Annotated in this window: 21 protein-coding genes; 6 read left to right on the top strand and 15 right to left on the bottom strand. The window is 61.8% G+C overall.

What is annotated here, in order from left to right; all coding sequences use genetic code 11:
- Window positions 1-44 precede the first annotated feature (44 nt).
- The gene (locus tag HF916_RS14095) at window positions 45-1,376 is read right to left on the bottom strand and encodes an MFS transporter (protein WP_240975541.1); all 1,332 of its coding nucleotides are present in this window, start codon (window positions 1,374-1,376) and stop codon (window positions 45-47) included.
- Between the two features lie 348 nt (window positions 1,377-1,724).
- Between HF916_RS14095 and HF916_RS14090 the strand changes: the two genes are divergently transcribed.
- Entirely contained in the window at window positions 1,725-2,651 is a 927-nt protein-coding gene (locus tag HF916_RS14090; RefSeq protein WP_240975540.1) for a LysR substrate-binding domain-containing protein, read from the top strand.
- Window positions 2,652-2,837: 186 nt separating this feature from the next.
- Window positions 2,838-3,803 (top strand): D-2-hydroxyacid dehydrogenase family protein, encoded by a 966-nt coding sequence (locus tag HF916_RS14085; RefSeq protein WP_168789553.1) that lies wholly within the window; start codon window positions 2,838-2,840, stop codon window positions 3,801-3,803.
- An 18-nt stretch (window positions 3,804-3,821) separates the two neighbouring features.
- On the opposite strand, the gene HF916_RS14080 is transcribed toward HF916_RS14085, so the two are convergent.
- The 9 genes from HF916_RS14080 to gcvA form a co-directional block, all read right to left on the bottom strand.
- The gene (locus HF916_RS14080) at window positions 3,822-4,238 is read right to left on the bottom strand and encodes a universal stress protein (protein ID WP_168789552.1); all 417 of its coding nucleotides are present in this window, start codon (window positions 4,236-4,238) and stop codon (window positions 3,822-3,824) included.
- 121 nt (window positions 4,239-4,359) lie between these two features.
- Window positions 4,360-4,704, bottom strand: coding sequence for a hypothetical protein (locus HF916_RS14075; RefSeq protein ID WP_240975539.1), 345 nt, complete (start codon window positions 4,702-4,704; stop codon window positions 4,360-4,362).
- Window positions 4,705-4,878: 174 nt separating this feature from the next.
- Complete coding sequence (locus HF916_RS14070) at window positions 4,879-5,577, bottom strand: response regulator (protein WP_168789551.1); 699 nt, start codon at window positions 5,575-5,577, stop codon at window positions 4,879-4,881.
- Between the two features lie 20 nt (window positions 5,578-5,597).
- A complete protein-coding gene (gene kdpC, locus HF916_RS14065; RefSeq protein WP_168789550.1) occupies window positions 5,598-6,179 on the bottom strand; it encodes a potassium-transporting ATPase subunit KdpC in 582 nt (193 codons plus the stop codon).
- A 19-nt stretch (window positions 6,180-6,198) separates the two neighbouring features.
- On the bottom strand, window positions 6,199-8,262 hold the full coding sequence (gene kdpB, locus HF916_RS14060; protein ID WP_168791994.1) for a potassium-transporting ATPase subunit KdpB: 2,064 nt from the start codon (window positions 8,260-8,262) through the stop codon (window positions 6,199-6,201).
- An 85-nt stretch (window positions 8,263-8,347) separates the two neighbouring features.
- Window positions 8,348-10,156 (bottom strand): potassium-transporting ATPase subunit KdpA, encoded by a 1,809-nt coding sequence (kdpA, locus tag HF916_RS14055; protein ID WP_168789549.1) that lies wholly within the window; start codon window positions 10,154-10,156, stop codon window positions 8,348-8,350.
- Window positions 10,153-10,248, bottom strand: coding sequence for a potassium-transporting ATPase subunit F (locus HF916_RS14050; protein ID WP_168789548.1), 96 nt, complete (start codon window positions 10,246-10,248; stop codon window positions 10,153-10,155). Before HF916_RS14050 ends, kdpA begins: the two co-directional genes overlap by 4 nt.
- The gene (locus HF916_RS49925) at window positions 10,245-10,349 is read right to left on the bottom strand and encodes a potassium ABC transporter ATPase (protein WP_206001882.1); all 105 of its coding nucleotides are present in this window, start codon (window positions 10,347-10,349) and stop codon (window positions 10,245-10,247) included. The genes HF916_RS14050 and HF916_RS49925 overlap by 4 nt, the downstream gene beginning before the upstream one ends.
- Window positions 10,350-10,515: 166 nt before the next feature.
- Window positions 10,516-11,424, bottom strand: a complete 909-nt coding sequence (gene gcvA, locus HF916_RS14045; RefSeq protein WP_168789547.1) for a transcriptional regulator GcvA — start codon at window positions 11,422-11,424, stop codon at window positions 10,516-10,518.
- Window positions 11,425-11,645: 221 nt separating this feature from the next.
- Between gcvA and HF916_RS14040 the strand changes: the two genes are divergently transcribed.
- The 3 genes from HF916_RS14040 (at window position 11,646) to HF916_RS14030 (ending at window position 14,778) form a co-directional block, all read left to right on the top strand.
- The gene (locus HF916_RS14040; protein ID WP_168789546.1) at window positions 11,646-12,488 is read left to right on the top strand and encodes a DMT family transporter; all 843 of its coding nucleotides are present in this window, start codon (window positions 11,646-11,648) and stop codon (window positions 12,486-12,488) included.
- Between the two features lie 369 nt (window positions 12,489-12,857).
- A complete protein-coding gene (locus tag HF916_RS14035) occupies window positions 12,858-13,514 on the top strand; it encodes a peroxiredoxin (RefSeq protein ID WP_168789545.1) in 657 nt (218 codons plus the stop codon).
- 193 nt (window positions 13,515-13,707) lie between these two features.
- On the top strand, window positions 13,708-14,778 hold the full coding sequence (locus tag HF916_RS14030; RefSeq protein ID WP_168791993.1) for a rhodanese-like domain-containing protein: 1,071 nt from the start codon (window positions 13,708-13,710) through the stop codon (window positions 14,776-14,778).
- A gap of 419 nt (window positions 14,779-15,197) precedes the next feature.
- Here the strand turns inward: HF916_RS14030 and HF916_RS14025 are convergent, their stop codons facing one another.
- From HF916_RS14025 to HF916_RS14005, 5 genes are all read right to left on the bottom strand, one after another.
- Window positions 15,198-16,496, bottom strand: a complete 1,299-nt coding sequence (locus HF916_RS14025; protein WP_168789544.1) for an L-fuconate dehydratase — start codon at window positions 16,494-16,496, stop codon at window positions 15,198-15,200.
- A gap of 110 nt (window positions 16,497-16,606) precedes the next feature.
- Window positions 16,607-17,548 carry an ABC transporter substrate-binding protein gene (locus HF916_RS14020; RefSeq protein ID WP_168789543.1) on the bottom strand — a complete coding sequence of 314 codons (942 nt, stop codon included), beginning with the start codon at window positions 17,546-17,548 and terminating at the stop codon, window positions 16,607-16,609.
- A gap of 85 nt (window positions 17,549-17,633) precedes the next feature.
- Window positions 17,634-18,659: an ABC transporter permease gene (locus HF916_RS14015; RefSeq protein ID WP_168789542.1), complete on the bottom strand. Its 1,026-nt coding sequence runs from the start codon at window positions 18,657-18,659 to the stop codon at window positions 17,634-17,636.
- Between the two features lie 17 nt (window positions 18,660-18,676).
- Window positions 18,677-20,188: a sugar ABC transporter ATP-binding protein gene (locus HF916_RS14010; protein WP_168789541.1), complete on the bottom strand. Its 1,512-nt coding sequence runs from the start codon at window positions 20,186-20,188 to the stop codon at window positions 18,677-18,679.
- 317 nt (window positions 20,189-20,505) lie between these two features.
- Window positions 20,506-20,712 (bottom strand): hypothetical protein, encoded by a 207-nt coding sequence (locus HF916_RS14005; RefSeq protein ID WP_168789540.1) that lies wholly within the window; start codon window positions 20,710-20,712, stop codon window positions 20,506-20,508.
- Between the two features lie 235 nt (window positions 20,713-20,947).
- On the opposite strand from HF916_RS14005, the gene HF916_RS14000 reads away from it, so the two are divergent.
- Window positions 20,948-21,142: a hypothetical protein gene (locus HF916_RS14000; RefSeq protein WP_168789539.1), complete on the top strand. Its 195-nt coding sequence runs from the start codon at window positions 20,948-20,950 to the stop codon at window positions 21,140-21,142.
- Window positions 21,143-21,170 lie beyond the last annotated feature (28 nt).

Below are 21,170 nucleotides of genomic sequence, written 5' to 3'. Positions count from 1 at the left end.
AAAGTATTTTCATGGTGTCCTGATCCGCGTAAAAAATCGCGGTCTCAGTCCGGCATGCCTGCGCCACGCGTCTCAGGCAAGAACCAGGGCAGCACGATGCCGATCAGATACACGGAGCCGAGCGCCAACGCCGCCTGCGACACGCCACCAAACGATTTGATCATGCTGCCCGCGATGATCGGGAAGACCCACGCGATCAGGCGCGCCGCATTGAACACGAAGCTGATCGCGGTGGAACGTACGCTGGAACCGAAGAGTTCACATGGGTAGATCGCCATCCAGACATAAGCACAGCCCAAGGTGAAGAAGCCATTGATCGGCGCCACGATCATCATCGCTTCGACGCTTGTGGTCAGCTTGTACGTGACGAACGTCGTGATCAGCGAACCGACGAACGTGAGTGACAGGAAGGCTCGCCGTCCGATGGCGTCCACGACGAAACCGGCGATCATGTAGGCCACAATCGCGCCGACGGTGTACGCGATCGATATCTTCGAGCCCCACGACAACGCGTCCGGAATCCCCTCGGCTTTGGCGAGCGATACGGTGAAGGTCGGCAGCCAGCTTGAAATGGCCCACCAGCCGACGGTCGTGACAATCGACAGCACAAGCAGGAGCAGCGTGCGGCGCAGTGCTTCGGGTTCATTGAACAGTTGCGTGAGCGTGAAGGGACGCTTCCCGGATGCGGATGCGTCGCCCGCAACCTGCCCGGTACTCGTCGCGCTCCAGCGCTTCTCGCGCACCGCGCGTTGCCATTTCTCCGACTCGCTGACCCCGCGGCGAATGTACAGCACGAAGAGCGCCGGGACTGCGCCAAGCACGAACATCAGCCGCCAGGTTTCGGCGCCGAATGGGTGCGTCGTCGAAAGCGCATACCACACGACTGCCGCGATCAGCGTGCCCCAGCCGAAGCCCGATTGCAGGAAGCCGGCCCCTTTCGCGCGAGCCCGCTCCGGCCAGGTTTCCGACAGCAACGCGACGCCCGTGCTCCATTCGCTGCCCATTGCGAGGCCCGTGAGGAAACGCAGCCCGCACAACACCCAGAAGGTCTGCGAGAACGCCGTCAACCCCGAAAACAACGCATAGAGAAAGACGGACCAGAGCATCATCCGCTTACGTCCGACATAGTCCGCGAGAATCCCGCCGATCAGGCCGCCCGCGCCCCAGCCGAGCAACGTGATGCCGATGACCAGACCCGCATAGGTCGTAGGGGACGCGGCTTGCGCCGGCGTCAGGACCGAATGCAGCATCGGCCCGAGAACGACGACGAGTGCCAGTGCTTCGTAGCCGTCGAAAATCCAGCCGAGAAAACTCGCTTTCAGTACACGCCAGTGCATTGCCGTGAGACCGTCGTACCAGTGAGTTCGCGAACTCATCGTTAGCTCTTTGTTTTCCATCTCTCGTCTCCTTCCTATTTTCAACAGAATTTTCAGGCGTTCCGGTCTCACAGCGCCGGCACGCGCGGCGCCGCAACATATCGTGCAATTGGGCGGCGGTGTACCATGTTCCACCGGCGGCGGCCAGAGCAACGTCGCTTCCCTCGCCATAAAATCGCCATGCACGCTGCCGGTCCCGCGTCTTGATCCGATCCTGCGAGGACCGATCTCCATGACACATAGGATGCCGGTTGCCGTGCTGATTGAACACTTCTCAATGTTCAATACAGGCATCGCCAAACGCGATGGGTGCCAACCGACCGGATATTCCCCCCTGAAGGAGTGAGGATGCGTGTTTCAGCAGATCGGCCGTTGCGACTCGACATGGAGTCACTGCGCATTTTCGTGGCGGTCATCGAAGAGGGCAGCATTGCCGCTGCCGCGTCCCGCACGCACATCGTGGCATCGGCCGTCAGTAAGCGCATATCCGATCTCGAAGACGACGCTGGCACGCCGCTGCTATATCGGCACAGCCGCGGTGTTCAAGCTACGCCCGCGGGCGAAGCGCTCTATCATCACGCGAAGCGGCTGAGCGAGCACCTGCAGCAAATTTCGGACGAACTGTCTGAGTATTCGGCGGGATTGAGGGGCCACACGCGGATTTATGTGAACTTTACCGCCATGGTTCAGTATCTGCCCGGCGTGCTGCGTTCGTTTCTACGCGCCAATCCAAACGTGCGGATTGACATGGTCGAGAAGTCGAGCGATGAAGTGGTGCAGGCGATCGCCAGCGGCATCGCCGATCTGGGCATCTGCTCGGCGACCGAGGACTCGCTCCGCGATCTGCAGTGGCGCCCGTACAGCGTGGATAAGCTGGTCGTGATCGTGCCGTCGGATCATCGGCTCGCCGGGCGCGCAAGCGTGAGTTTCGCGGACACTCTGGAGGACGACTTCGTCAGCATGCCCTACGGGACGTCCATTTCCAAACTGTGCCGCGCCGCTGCTGAGCGTGACGGCAGCCGCCTGCGCGTGCGCATCGAGGTGACAAGTTTCGAGGGCGTGCGCAACATGGTCAGCGCGGGACTCGGCATCGGCGTGCTCCCTAAGGGAAGCGTGACACCTTATGTGCATTCGGCGCCATTTCGCGTCGTTGAGCTTGACGAACCGTGGTCGCTGCGACCGCTGTCGATCATTGCGCGCAATTTTGACACCCTGCCGCTTCCTGCGCGCATGCTGGTCGATCACCTCGAAGCGCATCATGAGAATGAGTCGTGAGGACCGTTGCCGCTCTGCGTTTCTTCCCACGCCGCGCATGGCCTGATAGTCCACCGACTACGCCATCGTGGTTCGCGATGGGTGGCGTCGCGAGTTATTGATTTACGTCGTCGGCCGGGTTTCATAGCATTCAGTTCGGAAGTTCAGATCACGGTACCCAGCGTTTCAATTCCCGGAGTGCGCAATATGAACGACAAATCCCCCATCAAGGTAGCGATCCTCGACGATTATCAGAACGTTGCGCTGAGCATGGCAGACTGGTCGCCCCTCGAGCACCGTGCTGACGTGACGGTGTTCAACGACCACGTCGCCGATATCGTGAACCTGATTCAACGCCTGCAGCCGTTCGACGTCATCTGCGTGATGCGGGAACGCACACCGCTGCCCCGCGAGGTCATCGAAAGCCTGCCGAACCTGAAGCTGATTGCCTCGACCGGCGCAGGGAATACGTCGATCGATCAGAATGCGGCTGCGGAGCACGGTATCGAGATTCGTCATACGGGCTATTCGTCCACGCCGACAATCGAGATGACGTGGGCGCTAATTCTCGCGATGGCCCGCAATATTCCCCTCGAAAATCAGTCACTGCGTCAGGGAGGCTGGCAGCTTTCGCTTGGCGATGAACTCGCCGGCAAGACGCTTGGATTGCTGGGTCTTGGCCGCGTCGGCTCGGCCGTCGGCATCATCGGGCGGGCATTCAGAATGAACGTTATCGCGTGGAGCCAGAACCTCACCGAGGAACGCGCCGCGGAAAAGGGCGTGCAGCGAGTCAGCGGAGATGTGCTTTTCTCAACGGCGGATTTCTTGTCGATCCACGTGCGGCTTAGCGAGCGAACCGCAGGCTTGGTCGGTACGGCGGAATTCGCACAGATGAAACCCACGAGCCGGCTGATCAATACGTCGAGAGGTCCGATCGTCGACTCCGCCGCACTGCTTGCGGCACTCACGGCCGGCCAGATTGCCGGCGCCGCACTGGATGTGTACGACGTCGAACCGCTCGACAACCCACACCCTCTGCGCGAATTGCCCAACGTACTCGCGACGCCGCATATCGGCTATGTATCGAAGGAGTTATATCGCACCTTCTACGGCGATACCGTGCGTAACATCGTTCAGTGGCTTGATGAAACCGGAGGTTCCGCACGAGGCTAGCGGAGGAGACGATCTTTTTCAATGAACCATCGTCACCGGCGTAATCGTTCGCCTCGATAAAGACGCGAGCATGGCGAGCCTGCGGAAGAAACCCATATGGCTGGCGTCGATCACCATGACGTCGGGTCGAGTCGCGGCTACATAGTCAGCAATCACTTTGGCAGGGTGACCGAAGACCCGCTTCCAGTGGTAGGGCACCCCTGCTTCGTCGAGAATGGCTCGAGCATCGATCAAAGCCTTCAGCATGGCATGCTTCTCGTGGCGCACCAGCGAGCTTCGAGTGTGGAAAGCTGCTGCACGTCCTTGTGCGACGGGCTCGAGAACTTCCAGTAGTTCGACCTCCGTTATGCCGTGCTCAAGAAACATGAACGCGGCATAGCGCGCTGCTTCGACCGCACCGCAGTGGTCGAGGACGGGGATCAGCATTCGTATCATCCAGAACTCCTGGAAGCCAGTATCGCTTTGAGCTTAGCTAAAGCTGCGTTAAGACAGTGTAAAAGTACTAGACCGTCCGGGCGCAATGACACCGATACGGCCAACCCGCCGCGCCGCCCCGTTAGCCCTGTCTCGCCGCGGGGTTCAATTCCATATGCAGGACGACGAGCCACCGCTTCGGGCAGTCGTCCGCGATCCGCACGTCTTGCGTGCCTTCGCCGCTCTTCTTCACAAATCCCTTCTCGCGCGCGAAGCCGAATGCGCGTCGCGCGTCGGCCTGCAGCCATAACGTCACCATCCCGCAAGTCACACAGCTGAAAATCCAAACGGCCTGATGCGGTGGCTCGGAATCGAGTTGCTGCGCGAAATACGTGAAAATAGTCGTCAGAACCTGGTTCGTGACGAAGGCGATGGCCACCACCTTGCACAGCCCCCTGAACATCATCGCGGGTCTTGAGGGTGTCATGGAGGTCAGACGCCGAACTCGACGGTCACGCGACCCTTCGTTTGCTTGAATGCCATATCGACTCCAATAGATCGCTTCATCTCTTTGCAGCGCAAAGCCAGCCACCAACTATACGAAGTCCGCGGTAAAGAACCCGCAACGATTGCCGGCGATGCCGTAAATATTGTGTGAAATTCACCTCACGCCGACCAGCCGGTACCCGACCCCCGACTCGGTGATGATGTGTTCGGGGCGCGCCGGATTGCTTTCGAGCTTGTGCCGCAGATGGCCCATGTAAATCCGCAGGTAATGGTGGTTATCGGTTTGCAACGGCCCCCACACCTCGCCGAGCAATTGCGCATGCGTCAATACCCGCCCTGGATGGCGCACCAGCGCCGAGAGAAGCCGGTATTCGATCGGACTGAGATGGACGATACGGCTATCGCGCAGCACTTGCCGCTCGCCAAGATCGACTGTGACCAGGCCGAAACGGACCTGCGGCAAGCCGACCCGCCCGCATGAGACCTGCCTGCGCAGTTGGGCACGAATCCGCGCGCCTAGCTCGGGCAATCCAAACGGCTTGGTCAGGTAATCGTCGGCGCCGGCGTCGAGCGCGGCGACCTTGTCTTCCTCGCGGCTTCGCGCCGACAAAACGATCACCGGCATCGCCGACCAGGCGCGCAATTGACGTATCACGTCGATGCCGTCCATGTCAGGCAACGCCAGATCGATGATGACGAGATCCGCGCGCCGCGTCGCGGCCTGTGCGAGACCTTGTGCGCCGGTCTGCGCGCCGAACACGCTCATCCCGTCCGCTTCGAGGTGCGTGCGAATGAAGCGGCTTATGGTTGTGTCATCGTCTATCACAACGACTGTTATGGTGGGGTCCCTCATAGAGGCCGCGAGCGTCGACGTCAATGCATTGGCTTGAGGTCGTCCAACGCAAGGTTAAGCTGAAGCACGTTTACGCGCGCCTCGCCGAATATGCCGAACTGCCGCCCTTGCGTATTGCCGGCGACAAGGTCGCGAACCTGATCGACCGGCAGACCTCGCGCTTGTGCCACGCGCGCGACCTGATAGGCCGCGGCCGCCGGGCTGATTTGCGGATCGAGCCCACTGCCCGAGGACGTCACCAGATCCACCGGCACCGGTTGCGACATGTCGTTACCCGCGGCTTTCAACGCATCGAGACGGCCTTTGATTTCGTCCGCGAGCGCGGGGTTGGTCGGCCCGAGGTTCGAACCGCCCGAACTCTGCGCGTTGTACGGCATGGGGCTGGTGGCCGACAGGCGTCCCCAGAAATAGTACGGCGCGTCGAACTGCTGACCGATCAGTGTCGAGCCGACCGGCTTGCCGTTCTTCTCGATCAGACTGCCGCGGGCCTGCGCCCCGAAGGCGCCGCGGCCGAGGGCCGTGACGACGACCGGATAGAGCACGCCGGTGATCACGGTCATCAGGATAAAGAGGACGAGTACCGGGCGAATCAGCGTTTTCATGATCTCCACTCCGTTGCGTTCAAACCCAGCCGAACACGTTCAGCACCATATCGATCAGCTTGATGAACGGGAACGGCAAGAGAATCCCGCCCAGCCCGTAGATCAGCAGATTGCGGCGCAGCAGCGACGCGGCGCCCAGCGGCCGGTACTTCACACCCTTCAGCGCCAGCGGAATCAGCGCCACGATGATCAGCGCGTTGAAAATCACCGCCGACAGAATCGCCGACGAAGGCGAACTCAGATGCATCACGTCGAGCACGCGCAGCTGCGGATAAGTGGTCGCAAATGCCGCCGGGATGATGGCGAAATACTTGGCGACGTCGTTGGCAATCGAGAACGTGGTGAGCGAACCGCGTGTCATCAGCATCTGCTTGCCGATCTCCACGATCTCGATCAGCTTGGTCGGATTGGAATCGAGGTCGACCATGTTGCCGGCTTCCTTGGCCGCCTGCGTGCCGGTGTTCATGGCCACCGCGACATCCGCCTGCGCGAGCGCCGGGGCGTCGTTGGTGCCGTCGCCGGTCATCGCGACGAGGCGCCCTTCGGCCTGGTGCGTGCGGATTGCCGTCAGCTTGGCCTCGGGCGTGACCTCGGCGAGAAAGTCGTCCACCCCGGCTTCCGCGGCGATGGCCGCCGCGGTCAGCCGGTTGTCGCCCGTCACCATGATGGTCTTGATGCCCATCTTGCGCAGTTCGGCGAAGCGCTCCTTGATGCCGCCCTTGACGATGTCCTTCAACTCGATCACGCCCATGCAATGCGCAACGTTTTCGCCATGGCGTAGCTGCGCGACCACCAGCGGCGTGCTGCCGCGCCGCGCGATCTCCGTGACCGCGGCCGTCAGTTCAGCCGGAAAGCGGCCGCCATGCGTTTCGACGAAATGCTTGATCGCATCGGCCGCGCCCTTGCGGATCTGGCGGTCGGGCAAATCGACACCGCTCATGCGCGACTGCGCGCTGAACGAAAGGAACGTCGCCTGCAGCGCGTGCATATCGCGTTCGCGGATATTGAAGCGCTGCTTCGCGAGCACGACGATGCTGCGCCCTTCCGGCGTTTCGTCCGCGAGCGAGGAGAGTTGCGCGGCGTCGGCGAGCACGTCCTCGGTAACGTCCGGCGCCGGCACGAATTGCGAAGCCTGGCGGTTGCCGAGTGTGATGGTGCCGGTCTTGTCGAGCAGGAGCACATCGACGTCGCCGGCCGCTTCCACCGCGCGGCCTGACGTGGCGATCACGTTCGCCTGCATCATGCGGCTCATGCCCGCCACGCCGATCGCCGACAGCAGCCCGCCGATGGTGGTCGGAATCAGGCACACCAGCAGCGCGACCAGTGCGGTAATCGTGACGACATGTCCCGCCTTCGCCGCTTCGACCGAAAACATCGAGAACGGCAGCAGCGTGGCGGTCGCGAACAGCAGCACGAGCGTCAACGCGACGAGCAGAATCGTCAGCGCGATTTCATTCGGTGTCTTCTGACGCTTCGCGCCTTCCACCATCGCGATCATCCGGTCGAGAAACGCCTCGCCCGGATTCACGCTGACCCGCACGACAATCCAGTCCGACAGCACCCGCGTGCCGCCCGTCACCGACGAAAAGTCGCCGCCCGACTCGCGGATCACCGGTGCGGATTCCCCGGTAATCGCCGATTCGTCGACCGATGCCACGCCTTCGATCACCTCGCCGTCCGCCGGGATCACGTCACCCGTTTCGACCAGCACGACGTCGCCTTTACGCAGATCGGTCGCGGTCGTGATGCGGATCGGCGACTTGGGATGCGAGTCTTGCAGCTTCTTCGCCATAACGTCGCGCTTCGCGCCGCGCAGCGACGCCGCCTGGGCTTTCGAGCGTCCCTCGGCGAGCGCCTCCGCGAAGTTGGCGAACAGCACCGTGAACCACAGCCACAACGCGATCGCGAGGATGAACCCGGCGGGCGCCTCGGCCTGGCCGCCGAGCGCGGCGATCCAGAGAATGGTCGTCAGAATGCTGCCGACATAGACGCAGAACATCACCGGGTTGCGCAACTGGTGACGCGGCGCGAGCTTTTTGAACGAGTCGACGAGGGCCGGCCGGGCAATGGCCGGGTCGAACATCGAGCGCGCGGCATTGCGTGCCTGGCCGATGTTGCCGGGCTGATGAACCGGCGGTTGAAATCCGTTGCTCATGCTGTCCTCTCAGTCAATGTCCCGCGACCATGATCAGATGCTCGACGACGGGGCCGAGCGCGAGCGCCGGCACATACGTCAGCGCGCCGACCAGCACCACCGTGCCGAGCAGCAGCACGACGAACAGCGGGCCGTGCGTCGGCAAAGTCCCGGCGGTCGCGGAGATACGCTTCTTGGCGGCCAGCGACCCGGCAATCGCCAGCACCGGCACGATCGAGCCGAAACGGCCGAACCACATGGCGATGGCCAGCGTGGAGTTATAGAACGGCGTGTTCACCGACAAGCCGGCAAACGCGCTGCCGTTGTTATTCGCCGCGGAACTGTAGGCGTAGAGAATCTCGGAGAAACCGTGCGGCCCCGGATTGGCGATACCCGCCGTGCCGGCAGACGCCAGCACGCCGATCGACGCTCCGACCAGCACGAGCAGCGGCGTCAGCAGCACGGCGATCGACACCATCTTCATCTCGTACGCCTCGATTTTCTTGCCGATGTATTCCGGCGTTCGCCCGATCATCAATCCGGCCACGAATACCGCCAGCAACGCGAACACGAGCATGCCGTAGAGGCCCGAGCCGACACCGCCGAAGATCACCTCGCCGAGTTCGATCAGCAGGAGCGGGACGAAACCGCCCATCGGCGTGAGCGAATCGTGCGTATTGAGGACAGCGCCGCACGAAGCCGCCGTGGTCGCGACCGTGAAGATGCCCGATTGCGCGATGCCGAAGCGGGTTTCCTTGCCTTCCATGTTGCCGCCGGACTGCGCGACCGACGCGCTTTGGTCGACATGCAGCGACGAATACAGCGGATTGCCGTTCTGCTCCGATGCAATCTCACCCCAGCAGGCCACCGCGAAAGCAATCGTCATCGCGGCGAGCACCGCATAGCCTTGACGCCGGTCGCCGACCATCCGGCCGAACACGAGGCATAGCGCAGCCGGAATCAGCAGCATCGCGATCATCTGCACGAAGTTGGCGAACGGCGTCGGGTTCTCGTACGGGTGCGCCGAATTGGCGTTGAAAAAGCCGCCGCCGTTGGTGCCGAGCATCTTGATCGCTTCCTGCGACGCAACCGGACCCATCGCGATGGTCTGCTTGTCGGCCTTGTTGTCAACCATCACGGGATTGCCCTTCGCGTCCTTGACGGCGTTGCCCTGGGCATCGGTCTTCGGCGTCTGGTACGTCGTGACCTGCAGGGTCGGCACGTCCTGGTACGATTCGAAATTCTGGATCACGCCCTGACTGACGAAGACGAGCGCGATAACCGTCGCGAGCGGCGCGAGAATATAGAGCGTGATACGCGTCAGATCGACCCAGAAGTTGCCGATCGTGGCGGTCGTATGACGCGCGAAGCCGCGAATCAACGCGACCACGACGGCAATACCCGTGGCGGCCGACAAGAAGTTTTGCACCGTCAGGGCAGCCATCTGCGTCAGGTAGCTGACGGTGGATTCCGGCGTGTAGTCCTGCCAGTTCGTGTTGGTCACGAAGCTGATGGCCGTGTTGAAGGCGGCGTCCGGCGTCATGGGACCGAAGCCTTGCGGATTGGCGGGCAGCCATTGCTGAATGCGCAAAAAAGCATAGACCGCGAGCACGCCGAGCGTGTTGAACACCAGCACGGCTAGCGCGTAATACTTCCACGACATCTCAGCCTTGGGATCCACGCCGGCCAGCTTGTACACGACCGCTTCGATCGGCCGTCCAATGCGGCGCACGACAACCGACGAACCGTCGAGCACCGCCGTCATGTAGCGGCTGAGTGGAATCGCGAGCGCGATCAGCACGACGATGTAGACGCCGGGCTGAAACAGGTTGTTGAAGTTCATTCGAGTGCCTCCGCGCGCAGCAAGGCGTAGACGAGGTAGGCGAACAGAATCAGCGGCGAGGCCGCCGCAAGCCAGGTCATCCAGGTAGTCATGGACGGCCTCCCGGCGCGCGGCGAAGCTTGTCGCAGCCCACCACGAACGCGGCGACGAGGCCGCTGAATGCAATGATTGCAATGACGTAAAGCAGATCCATGGCGTGGCCTCCCACATCGGACTTCCGCACCAACGAATTTAGGAAACTCCGCGTAAACGCACTGTTAAGAGAGCGCGGAGATTCGTAAAAAACGTGGACCTGGTGTGAGAGACGGTTGTGCGTGGATGGCCAGAATGGACATCGCGAGGGCGCGGTGAGCCGGCGTCTAAGGGGCCGTCTCCGCTTGTGAGCGCATCCCTTCGCGCTCGAGCCACGAGCGGAACAGCACGACCAACTCATCTGCCGACTTCATCTCCGGAACGTAAGTGCAATAGCTCCGCGACGGCAGACGAGGACCGGCGAACGGCGCGACGAGCCGGCCGGTCGCGAGATCGTCGGCGACCAGCGCGGTCGGTCCCATTGCAATGCCTATCCCGTCGATGGCCGCCTGCAACGTCAGATAGAAGTGGTCGAAAGTCAGGGCGGCAGCCGGCCTGAGTGCGGGAATCTTTGCGCTCGCCAGCCAGTCCGGCCAAACCCGCGGAAGACTCGATGTATGCAGCAACGTATGCCGCCGCATATCGTCCAGCGTTTGAAGCGGCAGGCACTGCAAGAGCGCCGGACTACAGACCGGGATTCGCTCCTCGGACAGGAAAGGCCGCATCGCGTAGCCATAGAAGGTGTCCGGACCGCCCCGGACGATCACGTCGTAGGTCTCCTTCAGACTCTCCAACGACTCGTTCGACGTCTGCACATTCACGTCCACGTCGGGATGCGCGGCGCGGAATGTCGCCAGTCTCGGCACCAGCCAGCGCAATGTGAAGGTCGCGGGCGCATTCACGGACAATGTCCGGGAGAGCGTTTCGGGGAAACCGTATCTGGCCGTTGCCTGCGAGAGCTCCTCAAACAAAGGACCGATTTCCGCCAGATAAGCCTTCGCCGCCGGCGTCAGCGCGACGCGGCGGTTGTGCCGTTCGAACAACGATGCGCCAAGCCACTCTTCGAGCGCGCGCACGTGCTGGCTCACCGCACCGTGAGTCACATGTAGTTCGGCGGCAGCTTCCTTGAAGCTGCCGAGACGGCCTGCGGCCTCGAAGGCCCGCAAGGCATTGAGCGGTGGCAGTATCCGTTTCATTCGCAAGAGTTTATCTAACGCGAATCCTCAATTTATCTGGTTTGTAGGGCCGCTGCAAGATAGATATCCTTCTTACTGCACCGCTGATCTGGGTTAAGGCGGTCACAAGTCAGCGAGCGGACCTGGAAAGGCATGTTCGAGTTCGCCGACACCTCGCGCTCACAGATGGCGCTTGCACGCGTGGGCGTCATCTCCCGCACTCTTTCCGGCCTTGAAACTGCATGCTCAGTTATACCGGCGGTCTCGTCCTCTTTGCCGCTCTGCTCCACGCGAGCTGGAACGCGATGCTGCACGGCAACCGCGACCGCTTCCTGTCCATGACGTGGATGAGCATCGCCATCGCGGCGGTCGCCACGCTCGTGATCCTGTTCACGCCCCGGCCCGCCGACGCGGCCTGGCCGTACATCGCCGCATCGGGGCTCGTGCATATCGTCTACAACGTCAGCCTCGTGCGGGCCTATCGTCGCGGCGATCTGGCGCAGGCTTATCCGATCGCGCGCGGCTCGTCGCCGCTGCTCGTCACGCTCGGCGCGGCGCTCTTCGCGCATGAGGCAATCGGCCCCTTGCACGCGCTCGGGATCGCGATGATCTCGGGCGGCATCATCGCGCTCGCGCTGCAAGGCGGGCGCTTGTCGCGCGCGGGTGCACTGGCCGCGTTGGCGACCGGCGCGTCGATCGCGCTCTATACCGTGATCGACGGCATCGGCGTGCGTTTATCCGGCGGCGAGGCGCTCGCCTACACCGCGTGGATGTTCCTGTTCTATTGGCTGATGCCGGTGCTGTTCGTCGCGATGCGCGGGCTCGTGGCGCTGTGGACACCGGTACGAGCGGAGCCCATCGCCGTCGGCGCGTCGCTCGCGGGCGGCCTGGTGTCGATCGCGGCGTACGGCATCGTGATCTGGGCAATGCAGTCGGGCGCGATGGGCGCGGTATCGGCGTTGCGAGAGACCAGCGTGGTGTTCGCGGTGCTGATCGGGCGCGTGATTTTGCGGGAAGCGGTAAGCGGAAAGCGCTGGCTCGCGTGCGTGATCGTCGCCGCCGGGGCGGTTTGTTTGGGGCTTTGACCAGACAAGATCCCAACCAGCCCGAATCGAAGTGCGAGTTACCTTTCTTCAGCGTTCTTCGGAGTACAAGCAACTTCGCTGCCATGACGGCGGATTCGCCCTACAGTCTGCCAACTACGAAAGTCTTTTTTGTTCTACGCTATAGGTGCGGCCCGCAGCGCGTCCCGATGTCTGTCCCGCATCACGGCTATCTGGGAAAGCCTCTGACTCTGCTGCACCCCGCAGATGTTCCTCCAGCACGGTACGGTGTAACCGGCCGGAGGTGATCTCGTGCCAGACCCATCGCCACTCAACACCCAGGAAGCCCGGCGGACGTCGCTCCGACCGCGGCACTCGAACCCTGGTGCACCCGACCTATGGAGACTGATGATGTCGATTCGACTAGGAGAAGACGCTCCCGATTTCACCGCGGAAACCACCGAAGGGACGATCCGTTTTCACGAATGGATTGGCGACCATTGGGCAATCCTGTTTTCGCATCCGAAGGATTTCACCCCCGTTTGCACCACGGAACTCGGATACCTGGCGGCCCTCAAGCCAGAATTCGATAAGCGCAACACAAAAATTATCGGGCTCAGCGTTGATCCCGTCAGCGACCACACGGAGTGGGTCAAGGATATCGCGGAGACGCAGGGCCACGCAGTCAGCTATCCGTTGATCGGCGACTCCGACCTGAAGGTCGCGAAGCTCTACGACATGATCCATCCCGAGGCGAGCGGCGGCGGCCCGCGCACCGCGGTCGACAACGCGACCGTGCGCTCGGTGTTTCTCATCGGGCCGGACAAGAAGGTCAAAGCCATGCTCGTCTATCCGATGAGCGCCGGCCGCAATTTCGACGAAGTGGTGCGGCTGCTCGATGCGCTGCAACTCAACGCGAAACACGCGGTGGCGACACCGGTGAACTGGAAACCGGGTGAAGACGTCATCATTCCAACGTCCGTTTCCAACGATGCCGCGATGCAAAAATATCCGCAGGGTTTCAAAACCGTGAAGCCTTATCTGCGGTACGTTGCGCAACCGAAGTAAAGCGCGCATTGATTGGAGCGGCGCGCGCCGGACAGTGCGAAGTCCGGCGCGTGAAGTGAGTCCGGGTACATTCGTGCGCCCGGCCCTCTGAACGGGGCAGCGCCCAATTCGACTGCCTGCGAGGCAGTTGGCGACGCCGGGCGGGCCGCCATCTTCAAGCGCTCGCAGGAGCGGGCCGCGGAGCGAAATCGTGTTGATCTTCCGGCAGCTATTCGATCAGCAATCGTCGACCTACACCTATCTTCTTGCCGATAGCACGACGCGAGAGGCGGTGCTGGTCGATCCGGTATTCGAACAGGTGCGCCGGGATGCCGCCCTGATCGAAGAACTCGGCTTGCATCTGCTTTATACGATCGATACCCACGTGCACGCCGATCACGTGACCGGCGCATGGATGTTGAATCGCCGCATAGGTAGCAGGATTGCGATTTCGGCTGCGAGCGGCGCCGAAGGCGCGGACCGCTATCTGAGCCACGGCGACAAAGTCGAGTTCGGCGCGAGATACCTGACGATACGCGCGACACCGGGACATACCGATGGATGCATCACGCTCGTACTCGACAACGAGACCATGGCGTTGACCGGCGATTGCCTGTTGATCAGAGGCACGGGCCGCACGGATTTCCAGCGCGGCGACGCGCACACCATGTTTCGCGCGGTGCATGGCCAGATTTTCACGCTGCCCACCGCGTGCCTGCTCTACCCGGCTCACGACTATCGCGGTTTGACGGTCACGAGCGTGGGCGAGGAGCGGCGCTTCAATCCACGCCTTGGCGGTGAACTGTGTGAAGACGATTTCACCGGATACATGACGAACCTGCACCTGCCGCATCCGAAGCAGATCGATGTAGCGGTGCCCGCGAATCTGAAATGCGGCCTGGCGGCGAGCGTCCCTACGCAGATGACCGAGCCCGATTGGGCGCCGCTGACCTGCAGCTTTGCGGGCATCTGGGAAATCAATGCCCAGTGGCTGGAGGAAAATCTGCGCGCGGTCGAACTCGTCGATGTGCGGGAACCTGACGAGTTCAACGGACCGTTGGGGCGCATCCCCGCAGCCAGGCTCATTTCATTGGGCGAGTTGGCGGGGCGGACCGCTGAACTCACGAAGGACCGCCCGATCGTGACGGTCTGCCGGGCCGGTGGACGCTCGGCACAAGCCACGGTCATGCTGCGCCAGGCCGGATTCGAGCAGGTTGCCAACCTTCCCGGCGGCATGCTGCGCTGGCGTGCGGAAGGCCGCGTCGTTGAAAACGGCAGTGTGTAGGCGGTCTTCGCTACTGCTAGAAAGCCGGCTTCACCGGGTCGATGTTCTCTTTCGTCACGGGCGGCGCGCGTCACGCCATCGACGCTACGGTCGGTAAGCTTTGATAGAGCGCGAAATACCGCGGCCATGCGACCGGCCGCGCGGACTCCCGATCGTGGAATGCGCTATCAACCAGACCGACGTATCAAAACAGAACCCTAAAACAACGTGCGAAGGCCCACGCGCACCGCCGTCGACGATTGCCCGGTACTCACATACTCGCCGTTTGCAAACACAGGCGCTGCGCTCGATGAAACCGACACCACGACCACGCTGTACATCGCGCACCGTTATGGCGATGCGTACGCGCGAGCCATGCAGTTTGCGGAGCTCGCGCCTGGGTTACGTTAAGTGATCGAACCAGGGGAGCGAGCGCCGCCTTATCCCTTCCACGCCGCTCCCTCAGGAAAGTCATATTCATCGAGCGACGCCGCATGCATCTCGATGCTGTAACCCGGACGCTGCGGCGGCATATAACGGCCATTGCGGATCACAACCGGATCGACGAAATGCTCATGCAGATGATCCACGTATTCGAGCACCCGGTTTTCCAGCGACGCCGACACGCAGATATAGTCGAACAGCGAAATATGCTGGACGTACTCGCACAATCCGACACCACCCGCATGTGGGCACACCGGCACGCCGAATTTCGCCGCCATCAGCAGAACGACGATGACCTCGTTCAAGCCACCCAGCCGGCAGCTATCGACCTGACAGAAGTCGATGGCCTGCGCCTGGAGCAACTGCTTGAACATCACTCGGTTATGACAGTGCTCGCCCGTCGCGACGCCGATGGGCCGAAGCCGCTGACGGATCGCCGCATGCCCGAGAATGTCGTCGGGACTCGTGGGCTCCTCGATCCACCACGGATCGAATTCCGCGAGGCGCCGCATGTTCGCGACGGCTTCGTCGACATCCCACACCTGGTTCGCGTCCATCATCAGCTTCCGGTCCGCGCCAATTTCTTCGCGCAGGATGCGAGCGCGGCGCATATCCTCGTCGAGATTGCCGCCCACCTTCTGCTTGAAGTGCGTCCAGCCCTGCGCGACGCCTTCACGCGCGAGCCGGCGGATCTTGTCGTCGTCATAGCCGAGCCAACCCGCCGATGTCGTATAGGCGGGATAGCCCTGCGCGAGCATTTCCTTTTCGCGCTCGCCCCGCGTCTTCGCATGACGATGCAACATCGCGATGGCTTCCTGCGGCGTGATCGCGTCGGTCACGTAGCGGAAATCGAGGCAACGCACGAGTTCTTCGGGGCTCATGTCGACGAGCAACCTCCACACGGGCTTACCTTCCGCTTTGGCCCACAGATCCCAGGCCGCATTGACGACAGCCGCCGTCGCCAGATGGATCGCGCCCTTGTCCGGGCCGATCCAGCGCAACTGGCTGTCCGACGTCAGTGCGCGCCAGAAAGCGCCCATGTTCGCGGCAATATCCTCAAGCCTTTTACCGACGATCAGCGGAGCCAGCGCCTGTACCGCAGTCACGCAGATCTCGTTGCCGCGTCCGATCGTGAAGGTGAGGCCGTGGCCGGTGAGCGCGTCGGGCGAATCGGTTTCGAGCGTCACGTAGGCGGCGGAATAATCCGGCGCGGCGTTCATCGCATCGGAGCCGTCCAGCGAACGCGAGGTGGGAAACCGAATGTCACGGACGGACAGCTTGGTGATCGTGGGCATCTGAACACACTCCTCTGCGACAGCCATCGACTTCGGTCAAAAAGCAAAGAGGGCCGTGGCATCGAAAGACGCCGCGACCCTTCCCTCTCGCCGCATTCAAACAGCGACGCTCAATCGTAGAGCACGGCTGCGATCTTCGGATCGGTAATATTCGTCTTGTCGTACCAGTAGAAGCCCGTGTCGACTTTCTTGGGCAGCTTCTCGCCCTTCAGCGCCTTCACCGCGGAGTCGACCACGCACTTGCCGATGCCGACCGGGTTCTGCGTAATCGCGCCGGCCATCAAGCCAGAATTGATGTCGTCCTTCTGTTCCTTGCCCGAGTCGTAGCCGATCAGAACCAGCTTCTTGCCCGATTCCTTGACGCCGATCGCGGCGCCTTCCGCCGAGCCTTCATTCGCTCCGAAAATGCCCTTCAGATTGGGGTTGGCCTGAATCATCGTCTTGGCGATTTCCGCCGACTTCAAATGGTCGCCGCCGCCATACTGGACCGAGACGATCTTGATGTTCGGGTGCTTCGCTTTCATTTCATTGAGGAAGCCGTCGCGGCGATCGATGCCGGTGCGGCTCGTCTGGTCGTGCACGATCACGCCGACTTCGCCGGCATTGCCGACCGCCTCGGCCATCTTGTCGGCAGCGAGGGCGGCCGCGGCAATGTTATCCGTTGCACACGTCGTCAATGGAATATCGCTGTCCACGCCGGAGTCGAAAGCAATCACGGGAATCTTGGAAGCCTGCGCGCGCTTCAATAGCGGAATGGCCGCCTTGCTATCGAGCGCGGCGATGCCGAGCGCTTGCGGTTTCTTGGCGAGCGCGGCCGAAAGCATGTCGATCTGTTTGTCGACCATGGCCTCGGTTTCCGGACCTTCGAAGGTGATCCTGACGTTGTGCTCCTTGGCCGATTGTTCGGCGCCGGATTTGACGGCCTGCCAGAACTGATGCTGGAAACCCTTTGAGATGAGCGGGATGTAGGTGTCCTGCGCGTAGGTCACGCTCGTCCCGCCAATGAGAGCGCCAACGCCGACCACGACACCGATTAGTTTTCTTTTCAACATGGTGTTTCTCCTCCTAAGATGGGCTATCAACTTCAGCCGTTGGGGAGCTTATGGCGCTCCATTCCTTATCCTGTCCCGCGTCGCGTCAGCTTTTCTTGCGCCGCAAAATATCGCCATAGACCGCGAGAATGATGATGAGACCGGTCACCACGATCTGCCATTCCTGCGCGACGGACATAATGCGCAGACCGTTGGTCAGCACGCTCATGATGAACGCACCGATGATCGTGCCGAGAATCGTGCCCGCGCCGCCGCTGAGCGAAGTCCCGCCGATCACCACGGCCGCGATCGCTTCGAGCTCGTAACCTTGGCCTAGCGCCGGCTGCGCCGAATTCAAACGCGAGGCGATGAGCAGACCGGCGACGCCGCAAATCGCTCCGCTCAGGCCGTAAACGGCGATCTTCCACCGATCGACATTCACGCCGGACAGGCGCACTGCTTCTTCATTGCTGCCGAGCGCAAAGGTATAGCGGCCGAGCGCCGTGCGATTGAGCGTGATCGAACTCACCACCGCCAGGAAAAACAGAATCAGGACCGCGTTCGGCACAGGCAGGCTCGGCAACAGGTCACCGATCAACGAATCCTGCGAGATCATGTAGAAGTTTTCGGTGTCGGTGAAATAGATCGGCTTGTCGGCCGAGACAACCAGCGACAACCCTTTCAGCAGCATCATCATGCCCAGCGTGGCGATGAACGGCGGTATTTTCATTTTCGCCGTCAGCGTTCCCGAAACGGTCCCACAGATCGCGCCCGTGCCAATCGCGGCAAGGACGCCGGTCCACATCGGCAAATGCCAGTAGGTCAGAAACACGCCGCAAATGACCGCCGTGAAGGTCATCAACGTGCCGACCGACAGATCGATGCCGCCGGTAATGATGACGAACGTGCAGGCGATCGCCAGCACGCCGTTGACCGCCGTCGCCTGCAGAATCCCGAGCATGTTGTCCATCTGCATGAACGCGGGAGACGCGAAGCTGAAAAACACCAGCAGCAGAATCAGGCTCCCGAAGGCGAGCAGCTTTTGCAAAGCGGTCGGCGTAAAGACGCGGGCTCTCAGGCCCGAAAATGTCTTTTTACTACCCAGCGCCGATGCATCCGATGGCAATGTCATGAAAGACCTCTTGAGGCTCACGCCGCGTTTAAGGGTTCGCGCTGCGTCGCCAGTTGCATGATGCGCTCCTGGGTCGCACCCGCCGCCGGAAGTTCGCCAGTAATGCGGCCCTCGCACATCACGACGATGCGGTCGCTCATGCGCAGGATTTCCGGCAGTTCCGACGAGATCATTACGATTGCCTTGCCCTGCTCCGCGAGCGAGCGCAGCAGCTTGTAGATTTCGCTTTTGGCGCCGACGTCGATGCCGCGCGTCGGCTCGTCGAAGAAGAGCACGTCGCAGTCGCGCTCGAGCCATTTCGCAATGACGATCTTCTGCTGATTGCCGCCCGACAGCAGCCGTACCTCCTGCGTCGCGGAAGGCGTGCGAATGGCGAGCAGATTGATGAAATGCGCGGCGGTCCGCCGTATCTGCGTGCGGCGCAGGAAGAAGTTCAGCGACAGGAATTTGCGCAAGTTGGACATCACGATGTTCGATTCGACGCTCATGCCGGTCGCGAGACCGAAACGCTTGCGGTCTTCCGAGAGATAGCCGATCCCGCGCGCCACTGCATCGCTCGGATTCCTGATCGTCGCTTTCACGCCTTTCACGACGATCTCGCCCGATTCGATCGGATCGGCGCCGAACACCGCGCGCGCGACTTCGGTGCGACCGGCGCCCATCAAGCCCGCAAAGCCCAGTATCTCGCCCTTGCGCAGCGCGAAACTTACGTCTCTAACCAGCGGGCCGGCATTCAGATTGGTGACTTCGAGTGCGACCTCGCCCTGGTTGGCAATGTGCTGGGAAGGCGCGGCGTCGGTCAAGGTTCGCCCGACCATCATGCCGATGATCGCTTGCACGGTAGTGTCTTTCGCCGCGACCGTGGCCACATATTCCCCGTCGCGCAATACGGTGACACGGTCGGCAATCTGCTTCAGCTCGTCCATCTTGTGCGAGATATAGATGATTCCCACGCCCCGGCTCTTCAACTCGCGGATGATGCGGAACAGCTCGGCGATTTCGGCGTCGTTGAGCGCCGAGGTCGGTTCGTCCATGATCAGCACGCGCGAATCGAACGACAAAGCCTTGGCGATCTCGACCATCTGCTGCCTCGCGACAGTGAGCGAGCTGACCACCGCGCGCGGATCGAGAGTCACGTGCATGCGGGCGAGAATGTCGTGCGCTTGCGCGTTGAGCTTGTCTTCGTCGAGGAACAGGCCGAGGCGTCCACGCGGCTCGCGGCCGATGAACATGTTCTGCGCAACGGTCAGATGGTTCATCAGCTGGAGCTCCTGATGAATGATGCCGACGCCCACGGCCTGCGCCTCGCGCGGGCTTTGGAAATCGACCGGCTGGCCGTCATAGAGAATTTCGCCGGTATCCCGTGTGTACACGCCGGCGAGGATTTTCATCAGCGTCGACTTGCCCGCGCCGTTCTCGCCCATTAGCGCGTGGACCTCGCCCGCCATGAGTTCGAATTGGACTTCGTGAAGTGCCCTCACGCCAGGAAAGCGCTTGCTGAGCCGTTTGACGGAAATGAGCGGGATCATGATGCGGATCGAACGACAAATCCGCGAGCGCCGCCAGCCTCATTGCGAGGAGCGGAGCGAAAAAGCATGGAACGCCGCTGGGCCGGGCGCCGCCAGGTATCACCGTGCAAAGACGGACGGTGCAAAGCGCGGTTGAAATCGCAACGAGAAGCCAGACGCATTGCTGGGCCCTCAAATCGATGTGCCACGATTTTACGACGCTGGACGTCGCCGGCTCAAGGTTAGGCATTCCCTAATATCATGAGGCGAATGCGCCGCGCCCGCTTCCCACTATTTGATTTGTCGCCGACTTCAGGCCGATTTGTTGGCCTTCAATATCAGAACAGTTGGGCGCCAAGCTCGCGCAGGCTGTTCCATTTCACGGTGCTGACAAAAGTGCGGCCCGTGGTGTCGAGCGATTCGATCATCGCTCGTTGGCCACGCGCTTCGGCGACGACGCGCACGATGCGCGCCTGGTAGTGCAGCAGCGCGCCAATCGGCGGGCACAGCGTTTCCCGGCGAATCCGCGATCGTTTCTTTTCCATACCCAATCTATATAGATGTCCAGCAAGTTGCAGGGCCGCCGACTAGCCACGGCGTCTCTGCGCGTGATCCTACCAGGTTGGCCGGCAATGGTCCAGGTCGTCCAGCGGCGCGCGGCATGGCCTCGCCGTGGTCCGCCCGCCAGCCGCGAAGCTTACGTTAGTCTGAAAATCACGCTAATTCATCGCTAATTCAAGCCCGATACGATCATCGTCATGATAACGACGGGGATGACCCATGGCCGACGTGCTTGAATGGCTCATAGATATCTCGGTGGCGAGCGCGAGTGCCGCGGCCACCGGTTCGATCTTTCTGCTGCTGGTCGGCGTGGCTGGCGAGACGCGCCGGCATGTCGTCAAACATCGCGATGTCGGCCGGATGGGAAAAGCGCAGCGTTTGAGATACCGGCTTTATCGGCTGGACGGCAGGTAGGCCGTGACGTATGCCGGCAATCGGCAGA

The organism is Paraburkholderia aromaticivorans, from assembly GCF_012689525.1.
Lineage (GTDB): Bacteria > Pseudomonadota > Gammaproteobacteria > Burkholderiales > Burkholderiaceae > Paraburkholderia > Paraburkholderia aromaticivorans_A.
This window is presented reverse-complemented; position numbering and strand designations above follow the sequence as displayed.

Excerpts from the sequence above, each read along its gene's own strand:
- HF916_RS14095 (WP_240975541.1), bottom strand. The coding sequence starts at position 1,376 with ATGAGTTCGCGAACTCACTGGTACGACGGTCTCACGGCAATGCACTGG.
- HF916_RS14090 (WP_240975540.1), top strand. The coding sequence starts at position 1,725 with ATGCGTGTTTCAGCAGATCGGCCGTTGCGACTCGACATGGAGTCACTG.
- HF916_RS14085 (WP_168789553.1), top strand. The coding sequence starts at position 2,838 with ATGAACGACAAATCCCCCATCAAGGTAGCGATCCTCGACGATTATCAG.
- HF916_RS14080 (WP_168789552.1), bottom strand. The coding sequence starts at position 4,238 with ATGATACGAATGCTGATCCCCGTCCTCGACCACTGCGGTGCGGTCGAA.
- HF916_RS14075 (WP_240975539.1), bottom strand. The coding sequence starts at position 4,704 with ATGACACCCTCAAGACCCGCGATGATGTTCAGGGGGCTGTGCAAGGTG.
- HF916_RS14070 (WP_168789551.1), bottom strand. The coding sequence starts at position 5,577 with ATGAGGGACCCCACCATAACAGTCGTTGTGATAGACGATGACACAACC.
- kdpC (WP_168789550.1), bottom strand. The coding sequence starts at position 6,179 with ATGAAAACGCTGATTCGCCCGGTACTCGTCCTCTTTATCCTGATGACC.
- kdpB (WP_168791994.1), bottom strand. The coding sequence starts at position 8,262 with ATGTTCGACCCGGCCATTGCCCGGCCGGCCCTCGTCGACTCGTTCAAA.
- kdpA (WP_168789549.1), bottom strand. The coding sequence starts at position 10,156 with ATGAACTTCAACAACCTGTTTCAGCCCGGCGTCTACATCGTCGTGCTG.
- HF916_RS14050 (WP_168789548.1), bottom strand. The coding sequence starts at position 10,248 with ATGACTACCTGGATGACCTGGCTTGCGGCGGCCTCGCCGCTGATTCTG.
- HF916_RS49925 (WP_206001882.1), bottom strand. The coding sequence starts at position 10,349 with ATGGATCTGCTTTACGTCATTGCAATCATTGCATTCAGCGGCCTCGTC.
- gcvA (WP_168789547.1), bottom strand. The coding sequence starts at position 11,424 with ATGAAACGGATACTGCCACCGCTCAATGCCTTGCGGGCCTTCGAGGCC.
- HF916_RS14040 (WP_168789546.1), top strand. The coding sequence starts at position 11,646 with ATGCTCAGTTATACCGGCGGTCTCGTCCTCTTTGCCGCTCTGCTCCAC.
- HF916_RS14035 (WP_168789545.1), top strand. The coding sequence starts at position 12,858 with ATGTCGATTCGACTAGGAGAAGACGCTCCCGATTTCACCGCGGAAACC.
- HF916_RS14025 (WP_168789544.1), bottom strand. The coding sequence starts at position 16,496 with ATGCCCACGATCACCAAGCTGTCCGTCCGTGACATTCGGTTTCCCACC.
- HF916_RS14020 (WP_168789543.1), bottom strand. The coding sequence starts at position 17,548 with ATGTTGAAAAGAAAACTAATCGGTGTCGTGGTCGGCGTTGGCGCTCTC.
- HF916_RS14015 (WP_168789542.1), bottom strand. The coding sequence starts at position 18,659 with ATGACATTGCCATCGGATGCATCGGCGCTGGGTAGTAAAAAGACATTT.
- HF916_RS14010 (WP_168789541.1), bottom strand. The coding sequence starts at position 20,188 with ATGATCCCGCTCATTTCCGTCAAACGGCTCAGCAAGCGCTTTCCTGGC.
- HF916_RS14005 (WP_168789540.1), bottom strand. The coding sequence starts at position 20,712 with ATGGAAAAGAAACGATCGCGGATTCGCCGGGAAACGCTGTGCCCGCCG.
- HF916_RS14000 (WP_168789539.1), top strand. The coding sequence starts at position 20,948 with ATGGCCGACGTGCTTGAATGGCTCATAGATATCTCGGTGGCGAGCGCG.